The following is a 9,781-nucleotide window of genomic DNA, read 5'->3' on the forward strand; positions in this document are numbered from 1 at the left end:
AAGACAATAGGGGTCGTCATGGATCAACCCAGTGCAAGCTCGCATCGCAGTTATACCCGCGGTTCCCAGGACAAAGCCTTGCTGGCGATGACCATCGGCCAGGCGTTTGATAAAACTGCCGCGCAGTACCCGGACGGAGAGGCGCTGGTCGTGCGCCATCAACAGCTGCGCTACACCTGGCGGCAATTGGCGGAGGCGGCGAACGTGCAGGCCAGGGCACTGCTGGCGCTGGGCTTGCAGGCTGGTGACCGTCTCGGCATTTGGGCTCCAAATTGCGCACAGTGGTGCATTACACAGATTGCCACCGCGAAAATCGGTGTGATTCTGGTCAACATCAACCCCGCCTATCGCAGTTCCGAACTCGAATACGTGTTGAAGCAATCCGGCTGCCAGTGGCTGGTCTGCGCCGGGGCCTTCAAAACCTCTGATTATCACGCGATGCTGCAAGGCCTGGTGCCGGAACTGGCGGATCAATCTATCGGAAAGTTGCAGAGCGAACGCCTGCCGGAGTTGCGCGGCGTCATCAGTCTTGACGCGCAGCCACCCGTCGGTTTCCTGCCGTGGTCGCAACTGGCTGATCTGGCGGGCAGTGTGTCGGTCGAGCAATTGCGCGAGCGCCAGGACAGCCTGCATTTCGATCAAGCGGTGAACATTCAGTACACCTCCGGCACTACCGGTTTTCCCAAGGGCGCGACCCTCAGTCATTACAATATTCTCAACAACGGCTACATGGTCGGCGAAAGCCTCGGCTTGACCGCCAAAGATCGCCTGGTGATACCAGTGCCGCTCTATCACTGCTTTGGCATGGTCATGGGCAACCTCGGCTGCATCACCCACGGCAGCACCATGATTTACCCCAACGATGCCTTCGATCCGTTGCTGACCCTGAGCACTGTCGCCGAAGAAAAGGCCTCCGCGTTGTACGGCGTGCCGACCATGTTCATCGCCATGCTCGATCAGCCGCAGCGTGCCGAATTCGATCTGTCGAGCCTGCGCACCGGAATAATGGCGGGGGCGACGTGCCCTATCGAAGTGATGCGACGGGTCATCAGTGAAATGCACATGAGCGAAGTGCAGATTGCCTACGGCATGACGGAAACCAGCCCGGTGTCATTGCAGACCGGTCCGTCAGACGACCCGGAACTGCGTGTTACCACGGTCGGCCGCACTCAGCCGCAACTGGAAAGCAAAATCATCGACGAGGCGGGCAATCTGGTGCTGCGCGGCACCATCGGCGAGCTGTGTACTCGGGGCTATAGCGTGATGCTCGGCTACTGGAACAATCCGCAAGGCACCGCGGAAGCCATCGACCAGGCGGGCTGGATGCACACCGGCGACCTGGCGAGTATGAATGACGAGGGTTACGTATGCATTGCCGGGCGTAACAAGGACATGATCATCCGTGGCGGCGAGAACGTTTATCCACGGGAGCTGGAAGAGTTTTTCTTCACTCATCCGGCGGTTGCGGATGTGCAGGTGATCGGCATTCCTTGCTCGCGCTATGGCGAAGAGATTGTTGCCTGGATCAAATTCCATCCGGGCCACAGCGCCACCGAGCAAGAACTGCAAGCCTGGTGCAAGGAGCGCATCGCGCACTTCAAGACGCCGCGTTACTTTAAGTTCGTTGATGAGTTTCCGATGACCGTGACCGGCAAGATCCAGAAGTTCCGGATGCGTGAGATCAGCGTCGAGGAGCTCAAAGCGAAGCTGTAGGAGCCGGCTTGCTGGCGATGCAGGCGCCGCGGTCTATCAAGCAGGCCGCGTCATCGTTCATCGCTAGCAGCTCCTGCAGCGGCAGGAATTGCAAATCGCAGACAGCACAAAGGGGAGCCGAAGCTCCCCTTTAATTTTCGTTGCGCGTGCTCTTTTTTTATTATTGAGGGGCGGTCTGTTTTTGTTTTTGGTGACCGTTGACCCTTTACCGCTGTTTTTGTCGATCCCCATCCGGGATCAAGAGCAAACGTATTTTTTTGAGCGCTGACCTACTTTCTCGCTGAGCGATCCAACCAGTTCGGGAGCTACCTGAAGGTAGTTTTATTATTCTCTGCCCGGTTGCGGGTAACTCCGAAAAGCACCCTGAAAAGCACATCTTCTCCAAAAAAATCTGTTAGCTGCGTCTCTGCCGTGTTGTTTTTGTTATGTCAGAGTCGTTACGTCTTGTTTTTATTAGGGTTGCCGCAATTTTTTTATTCTTGTTGTGCGATAGATATAGCAGAAGCTGTGCCAACTTTTTAAAAGCCTTTAAAATCAACTACTTGTGAATTTGTGGGATTTTTCCTTCAGTCAGAACCAGACAATTTGTTTCCGTGTTACTCGCTTTCGCCCCACATTCCGGATGTGGCGGTAACACCCGGACACATCCCCCCACTTCAGTGTGCGCTGCAGGCCTTGGCCACGCGGGAACCGGTCGGGCGACCCAGCACGGCACAAATCTGCTGCCCGGCCAGGATCAACGCATCCAGGTCGATTCCGGTTTCGATCCCGAGGCCATTGAGCAGGTAAACCACGTCCTCGGTGGCAACGTTACCGCTGGCGCCCTTGGCGTAAGGGCAGCCGCCGAGGCCGGCGATGGAGCTGTCGAACACCGAAATGCCTTCCAGCAGGCTGGCGTAAATGTTGGCCATGGCCTGGCCGTAGGTGTCGTGGAAGTGTCCGGCCAGTTTGTCCCGAGGTACGACGGCCGAGACCACCTCGAACATTTTGCGGGTCGCGCCAGCGGTGCCGGTGCCGATGGTGTCACCCAGCGATACTTCGTAGCAGCCCATGGCGTATAGCTCGCGGGCAACGTGGGCGACTTGCTCCGGTGCGACGTTACCTTCATAGGGGCAGCCCAGCACACAGGACACGTAACCGCGCACGCTGACGCCATGCTGTTTGGCGGCGTCCATGATCGGTACGAAGCGCTCCAGGCTTTCGCTGATCGAACAATTGATGTTGCGTTGGGAAAACGCTTCGGACGCCGCCGCGAACACTGCGACCTCTTTCACGCCACTGGCCAAGGCATCTTCAAAACCGCGCAGGTTGGGGGCGAGGGCACCATAGGTGACGCCCGGTTTACGCTGGATCTGTGCGAAAACTTCGGCGGAACCGGCCATCTGTGGCACCCACTTGGGCGAAACGAAACTGCCGACTTCTATATAGCTGAGGCCCGCGGCCGTGAGGGCGTCCACCAGTTGCACCTTGTCGGTAACACTGATGGGCTGGGCTTCGTTTTGCAGACCGTCGCGCGGGCCGACTTCGACAAGGCGTACGTGGGAGGGAAGGGGCATGGGATTCGACCTGTGCTGATTGTCTGAATGCTGAGAAACCCTGTGGGAGCGAGCTTGCTCGCGATGGCGGCGGGTCAGTAGCCATCAATGTTGAATGTCATGCCCTCATCGCGGGCAAGCCCGCTCCCACAGGGAATTGTGTGGGTCTACTGAATCGATTCCTGGCTCTTGAGTGTTTGTTCCAAGGCCTGTACACAGCGCTCTTCGGCGGTATCCAGTTCCAGCTTCATCTGTTCGATGTCCAGCAGCTGTTGTTCCAGCTGTTCCCGGCGCTCGCTGATTTTCGCCAGCATGCTGTGCAGTTGCTTGGTGTTACCGCTGGAAGGATCGTAAAGCTCGATCAGTTCGCGGCATTCAGCCAGGGAAAAGCCGATACGCTTGCCCCGCAGGATCAGCTTCAGGCTGACCTTGTCACGGGGAGAGTAGATGCGCTCCTGACCACGCCGTTCGGGGCTGAGCAAGCCTTGCTCTTCATAGAAGCGAATGGCCCGGGTGGTGATGTCGAGCTCGCGGGCGAGATCGGAAATGCTGTAGGTCTGGCTGCTCATGGAAGCGCTCGCAATAGGTCATGGCGCTAAGCTAATGGCAGGTTGACGTTTACGTCAAGGGGCGTCGGTTGCGTGAGCCATAGGATCCCCAAAGTAGCCGGCTTGCTGGCGATTGCGTTCGGTCAGGTGGCATCGATGTTAATTGATGCGCCGCCATCGCCAGCAAGCCGGCTCCTACAGGCCTTACGCCTTATCGAGCTTCTTTTCATGCGCCGTCACCTGCTGGCACAACTCGATCATCTGCTCGCGCATCCAGCGATTGGCCGGGTCCTGGTCGGTGCTTTCGTGCCAGTAAAGGTGGGTTTCCACCGGCGGCACGTCGTTGACCGGCAGGCTGAACGAATGCAGATCGTTACGGCGGGCGAAGCGTTCCGGCACGGTCATGACCATGTCGGTCTGCTGCAACACTTGCGACGCCATCAGGTAATGCTGCGAGCGCAGCGCGATCTTGCGCTGGATACCCATCTTGCCCAGAGCCAGGTCGACATGACCCAAACCGCTGCGGCGGCTGGAGATATGAATGTGGGTCATGCCCAGATAGTCATCGAGGGTGAGTTTTTCCTTGCCGGCCAGTGGATGACCTTTACGCATGGCGCACACGTAGCGGTCTTCCATCAACTTGACGTGGCGCACTTGCGGGTCGGTGTTGAGCGGCGCATCCACCGCGAAATCGAGGCGGCCGGCCGCCAGTTCCTTGGTGGTCTCGCGGCGCTTGGACAGGAAACTCTCGATGATCACCGTCGGCGCGAGGCGGCGCAGGCGCTGGAACAGCGGCGGCAAAATCACCGCTTCAGTGAGGTCGGTCATGCTGATGCGATACGTCTTGACCGCCCGCAGCGGGTTGAAAATGCGGCTTTCCTGCACGGATACGCGCAACAGCGAAAGCGCGTTACGTACCGGGCCGATGATGTTCTGGGCCATGGGCGTTGGCACCATGCCTTGGGCGGTGCGCACGAACAAAGGGTCGTTGAAAGTCTCGCGCAGGCGGGCCAGCGCATTCGATACCGCCGGTTGGGTGATGCCAACAATCTGCCCGGCGCGGGTCAGGTTGGCCTCGGTGTAGATCGCGTCGAAGACGATGAAAAGGTTGAGGTCGACCTTGCTCAGATTCATTGCGCTGCACTCTTGTTTTAGGTGGGCTCGATCAGTCGATCATATATCGGTGATGAATGTTAATACACGCCGAGAATAGGCTAGGTAAATTTTCGTAGCTGTTCTAGCATCGATTGCATGACCTGAACAACTCCTCTGAACCCCGTTAAAAAGGTAGAGCTGCCCATGGATTTCGCTTATTCGCCCAAGGTGCAAGAACTGCGTGAGCGCGTGACTGCGTTCATGGACACCTACGTTTATCCCGCTGAAGCCGTGTTCGAACGCCAGGTCGCCGAGGGCGATCGCTGGCAGCCGACCGCGATCATGGAAGAACTCAAACTCAAGGCCAAGGCCGAAGGCCTGTGGAATTTGTTTCTGCCTGAGTCCGAGCTCGGCGCCGGCCTGACCAACCTCGAATACGCGCCTCTTGCGGAAATCATGGGCCGCTCGCTGCTCGGCCCCGAGCCGTTCAACTGCTCGGCGCCCGATACCGGCAACATGGAAGTGCTGGTGCGCTACGCCAACGAAGAACAGAAACAACGCTGGCTCGAACCGCTGCTGCGCGGCGAGATCCGCTCGGCGTTCGCCATGACCGAGCCGGACGTTGCGTCCTCCGACGCCACCAACATGGCCGCCCGTGCGGTGCGCGATGGTGACGAGTGGGTGATCAACGGCAAGAAGTGGTGGACTTCAGGTGCTTGCGATCCGCGCTGCAAAATCCTGATCTTCATGGGTTTGAGCAACCCCGACGCGCCGCGCCACGCACAGCACTCGATGATCCTGGTGCCGGTCGATACCCCCGGTGTGAAGATCCTGCGTCCGCTGCCGGTGTTCGGTTACGACGACGCGCCACACGGTCATGCCGAAGTGCTGTTTGAAAACGTGCGGGTGCCGTACGAAAACGTCCTGCTGGGTGAAGGGCGCGGCTTCGAAATCGCTCAAGGTCGCCTCGGCCCAGGCCGGATTCACCACTGCATGCGTTCGATCGGCATGGCCGAGCGTGCGCTGGAGCTGATGTGCAAACGCTCGGTGAACCGCACGGCGTTCGGTAAACCCTTGGCGCGTTTGGGCGGCAACATCGACAAGATCGCCGACTCGCGGATGGAAATCGACATGGCCCGCCTGCTGACGTTGAAAGCGGCGTACATGATGGACACCGTCGGTAACAAAGTGGCGAAGAGCGAAATCGCGCAGATCAAGGTTGTGGCGCCGAACGTGGCGTTGCGAGTGATCGACCGGGCGATCCAGATGCACGGCGGGGCAGGGGTTTCCAACGATTTCCCGCTGGCCTATATGTACGCAATGCAGCGCACTCTGCGCCTCGCTGACGGCCCGGACGAAGTACACCGCGCGGCGATCGGCAAGTTCGAAATCGGCAAGTACGTGCCGAAAGAAATGATGCGTAGCGGGCAGTAAGGCCCCGCATCTTTTTTGTTGAGTGAATACTTGTGGCGAGGGAGCTTGCTCCCGCTGGGTCGCGAAGCGGCCCCAGATTGGCAACCCGTTTGGTTCAGGTGTACCGGGTTGTTTGATTTACGACTGCTGCGCAGCCGAGCGGGAGCAAGCTCCCTCGCCACATTGTTCAGTATTTCAATTCAATAAACCCAAACCTCAACCCGCCGGTTCTTGATCCGCCCCTCATCCGCGCTATTGGCCGCCACCGGCATCTCTGCGCCGAAGCCGCGAACCTCGCGCAACACCACGCCGCTCTTCACCAATTCCCGCCGCACCGCCATGGCCCGCAGTTTCGACAGCAGATCAGCCCGTGCGGGGTCGCTCTTGGCATCTCCGAATCCCACCAGTGTTACCTGCCGATCGCTTTTGTCGTTCTGCTTTATATAGTCGAGGACACGTGACAGGTCCTGGCGAGCCTTGTTGTCCAGGCTGGCGCTGCCTTCTTCGAAGCGGAAATTCACCGACAAACGCTGGGCGTGGCGGCTGAGTCCCTGATAACCCTCGGGCATCAACGCATTCGGAATGACGGCCATGGCCTGCACGGTCTGGGCGATAAATCCGTTGGCGGCCACAATCGCCTGGCCCTGGCGACTTTGGGCGAAGGCTACCAGCGCTTGGGCCCAGGGATTTTTCCCGTTAGGCGGCAAGTAAAAGAACAATCGCCGGGAAAGTGGGTAGTCTTCCGTGGCGATCAGGCTGTTGAGGGGCAGCATGGCTTGCGATTGACCGTCGACAATCGCCACGGCTTTGGCTGAACGCACGTAGGGCAGGCCAATGAAGCCGATACCTTGCGGGTCACGGCTGACTGCGTCGGACAATTGCTCGCTGGATTCAAAGCGTCGCGTGGCACTGCTCAGACTTTTCCCACGACCGATGAGGACCAATTCCTTGAACGTGTCGTACGTACCGGACTGATCATCCCGCGCATACAGATGAATTGTCCCACCGCTGCCGCCGAGTTCTTCCCAGGTTTTGACTTCACCGCTGAAAATCCGCGCCAGTTGCACGGTGTCGAGTTGATGCAGCGGATTGTCCGGATGAAGGATGATCGCCAGTCCGTCGATGGCAATGACCTGTTCGGCGCTGGCGCTTTTCAAGTCGCCCAGCGATTCGAGATCAACCAGCTCTTTGTCTTTGATCGGGCGCGACGAAGCGGCGAGATCAGCCGTGGCGGATTTCAGCGCAGTAAAACCGGTGCTGGAACCGTGGGCCGCGAGTTCCACCTCGATCCGGCGTCCCTGAACGGTTTCGCCGACGATCCGCAGTTCGTTGGCCTTGTCCGGTGCTTCGCTGTGCACCTTGATCAGGCCCTGTTCGCGCAACATCCCCTCGACCAGTGCCGGGCCGAGTGCCGCGCCTATGGTGTTGGAGCCCTGGATGCGCAGCACCGGGCCTCGTTCGGGCATCGGCAAGTCGCTGGCCGATGCCGTCAGTGGCAGCCAGTTGCACATCATTAACAGGAACAACACGCGCAGCGTCATGCCGGCACCTTAAATGGCTAAAAGAGGTGCCGGGAGATTAAGTCAGTAAGGTTTCCAAAAGATGACAGTCAAAAGATCGCAGCCTACGGCAGCTCCTACAGTGGGAATCCCGTTTTCCTGTAGGAGCTGCCGAAGGCTGCGATCTTCTGCTTTTTAGCTCAATTCAAGCCAGATCGGCGCATGATCGGAGGGCTTTTCCATCCCGCGCAGTTCGTAGTCGACGCCCGCCGCTTTAACCCGTGGCAACAAGCCGTGGGACGCCAGGATCACGTCGATGCGCAGCCCACGCTTGGGTGTGTCTTCAAAACCGCGACTGCGGTAGTCGAACCAGCTGAAGACATCCGCCACTTCCGGATTCAAGTGACGGAAACTGTCCACCAGGCCCCAGTTTTTCAAGCGCGCCATCCACTCGCGCTCCTCCGGCAGGAAGCTGCATTTACCGGTTTTCAGCCAGCGCTTCATGTTGTCCGGGCCGATACCGATGTCGCAGTCTTCCGGGGAAATATTCACGTCACCCATGACGACAACGGGTTGATCATTTTTGAACTGGGTTTCCAGCAGTTGCTGCAAGTCGCTGTAGAAACGCTGCTTGGCCGGGAACTTGGTCGGGTGGTCGCGGCTTTCGCCCTGTGGGAAGTAACCGTTCATGATCGTCACCGGAATGCCGTTGGCATCGGCGAATGTGCCCCAGATGAAGCGACGTTGCGCGTCTTCTTCATCGGTGGCGAAGCCTTTGTACAAGGCCAGCGGTTCCTGGCGCGAAAGCAGGGCGACGCCGTAGTGACCTTTTTGCCCGTGGAAATACACGTGGTAGCCCAGGGCCCTGACTTCGTCGAGCGGGAACTGGTCGTCGTGGACCTTGGTTTCCTGCAACCCGATCACGTCGGGCTGATGTTTTTCGATCAGCGCCGCCAGCTGATGGGGACGGGCGCGCAGCCCGTTGATGTTGAAGGAGACAATCTTCATGGTCGGCAGTCCTGGCAAAAGGGCGATGCTAGCTGACCTGTAGGAATCGGGCCAGTGTTGGGGTAGGGGAATTCACCGCAGCTTGGCGTCGACAGAACTGGCCCTATCGCGGGCAAGCCCGCTCCCACAGGTATCGCGTTTAACAAATATCCTGTGGGAGCAGGCTTGCCCGCGATGAGGCCAGTACAGCCAACTTTTATATTGACTGACTGATCCGCGAGTCTGGTCTATACCTGTGGGGGAACTGTGTCGCCACCCAAAGGCTCGTACCAATAAGAGCGCAGCCATCCGAGCTGTGCCGGGGAGAATGACCGTCATGCCCGAAACGTCCACCGCCATCGCCGATATCCACATGCTCGACAGCGGCTATTCCCGCGAAGCGCGTTCGCTGTTGTACCAGGCTTACCGACATGAGCCGACGTTCGGCTACCTGTTCGAAGCCGAACGTCCCGGCTATGAGCAGCGGGTGCGCGCCACCGTGCGTGAATTGGTCAAACAGCATTTTCTGCAGGACTTGCCGGCCATCGGCCTGCTGGTCAACGACCGCTTGATCGGCATCGCCCTGATCGCGCCGCCGCAACGTCGCTTGGGCATTACCGAAAGTTGGGCGTGGCGTTTGCGGATGGTGCTCAGCACCGGGTTTCGCTGCACGCGTCGTTACCTCGAGTACCACGATGCGGTGGCGGCGTGCTCGCCGTCCGATGCGGTGCATGTGCTGCCGTTGCTGGGCATTCATCCGCAATTCCAGGGTAAACATTTCGGCGAGCAACTGCTTCAAGCGGTGCATAACTGGTGCGCGGTGGATGAAACCTCTCAAGGTGTGATCCTCGACACAGGCAATCCGCGTTACCTGGAGTTCTATAAGCGCCAGGGCTACGAGGAAATCGGCGAGGTCGCCGTAGGACCGATCCGCGAACATGTGTTTTTTCACGCCAATCCTCAGGTGCTGCAAACCGCATCGGCATAAAGG

At 58.8% G+C, this 9,781-nt stretch carries 8 protein-coding genes; 3 read left to right on the plus strand and 5 right to left on the minus strand.

Annotation, left to right across the window (positions count from 1 at the left end; genetic code table 11):
• The first annotated feature begins 18 nt into the window (after positions 1-18).
• Positions 19-1,713, plus strand: coding sequence for an AMP-binding protein (locus tag NL64_RS04060; RefSeq protein ID WP_034146877.1), 1,695 nt, complete (start codon positions 19-21; stop codon positions 1,711-1,713).
• Between the two features lie 656 nt (positions 1,714-2,369).
• Here NL64_RS04060 and NL64_RS04065 read toward each other — a convergent pair.
• The 3 genes from NL64_RS04065 to NL64_RS04075 form a co-directional block, all read right to left on the minus strand.
• A complete protein-coding gene (locus NL64_RS04065) occupies positions 2,370-3,269 on the minus strand; it encodes a hydroxymethylglutaryl-CoA lyase (protein ID WP_034146878.1) in 900 nt (299 codons plus the stop codon).
• Positions 3,270-3,415: 146 nt separating this feature from the next.
• Positions 3,416-3,817, minus strand: coding sequence for a MerR family transcriptional regulator (locus tag NL64_RS04070; protein ID WP_007980992.1), 402 nt, complete (start codon positions 3,815-3,817; stop codon positions 3,416-3,418).
• 183 nt (positions 3,818-4,000) lie between these two features.
• Positions 4,001-4,930, minus strand: coding sequence for a LysR family transcriptional regulator (locus tag NL64_RS04075; protein WP_034146879.1), 930 nt, complete (start codon positions 4,928-4,930; stop codon positions 4,001-4,003).
• 165 nt (positions 4,931-5,095) lie between these two features.
• Here NL64_RS04075 and NL64_RS04080 point away from each other — a divergent pair, with 165 nt between their 5' ends.
• On the plus strand, positions 5,096-6,325 hold the full coding sequence (locus tag NL64_RS04080; protein WP_034146880.1) for an acyl-CoA dehydrogenase: 1,230 nt from the start codon (positions 5,096-5,098) through the stop codon (positions 6,323-6,325).
• 179 nt (positions 6,326-6,504) lie between these two features.
• On the opposite strand, the gene NL64_RS04085 is transcribed toward NL64_RS04080, so the two are convergent.
• Together NL64_RS04085 and xthA are read right to left on the minus strand one after the other, a co-directional pair.
• A complete protein-coding gene (locus NL64_RS04085; RefSeq protein ID WP_034146881.1) occupies positions 6,505-7,845 on the minus strand; it encodes a substrate-binding domain-containing protein in 1,341 nt (446 codons plus the stop codon).
• Positions 7,846-7,998: 153 nt separating this feature from the next.
• On the minus strand, positions 7,999-8,811 hold the full coding sequence (gene xthA, locus NL64_RS04090; RefSeq protein ID WP_034146882.1) for an exodeoxyribonuclease III: 813 nt from the start codon (positions 8,809-8,811) through the stop codon (positions 7,999-8,001).
• Between the two features lie 316 nt (positions 8,812-9,127).
• Between xthA and NL64_RS04095 the strand changes: the two genes are divergently transcribed.
• Positions 9,128-9,778: a GNAT family N-acetyltransferase gene (locus NL64_RS04095; RefSeq protein ID WP_034146983.1), complete on the plus strand. Its 651-nt coding sequence runs from the start codon at positions 9,128-9,130 to the stop codon at positions 9,776-9,778.
• Positions 9,779-9,781: the final 3 nt, after the last annotated feature.

Origin of the sequence: Pseudomonas fluorescens, assembly GCF_000802965.1 — a bacterium.
Classification (GTDB): Bacteria; Pseudomonadota; Gammaproteobacteria; order Pseudomonadales; family Pseudomonadaceae; genus Aquipseudomonas; species Aquipseudomonas fluorescens_A.

Excerpts from the sequence above, each read along its gene's own strand:
- NL64_RS04060 (WP_034146877.1), top strand. The coding sequence starts at position 19 with ATGGATCAACCCAGTGCAAGCTCGCATCGCAGTTATACCCGCGGTTCC.
- NL64_RS04065 (WP_034146878.1), bottom strand. The coding sequence starts at position 3,269 with ATGCCCCTTCCCTCCCACGTACGCCTTGTCGAAGTCGGCCCGCGCGAC.
- NL64_RS04070 (WP_007980992.1), bottom strand. The coding sequence starts at position 3,817 with ATGAGCAGCCAGACCTACAGCATTTCCGATCTCGCCCGCGAGCTCGAC.
- NL64_RS04075 (WP_034146879.1), bottom strand. The coding sequence starts at position 4,930 with ATGAATCTGAGCAAGGTCGACCTCAACCTTTTCATCGTCTTCGACGCG.
- NL64_RS04080 (WP_034146880.1), top strand. The coding sequence starts at position 5,096 with ATGGATTTCGCTTATTCGCCCAAGGTGCAAGAACTGCGTGAGCGCGTG.
- NL64_RS04085 (WP_034146881.1), bottom strand. The coding sequence starts at position 7,845 with ATGACGCTGCGCGTGTTGTTCCTGTTAATGATGTGCAACTGGCTGCCA.
- xthA (WP_034146882.1), bottom strand. The coding sequence starts at position 8,811 with ATGAAGATTGTCTCCTTCAACATCAACGGGCTGCGCGCCCGTCCCCAT.
- NL64_RS04095 (WP_034146983.1), top strand. The coding sequence starts at position 9,128 with ATGCCCGAAACGTCCACCGCCATCGCCGATATCCACATGCTCGACAGC.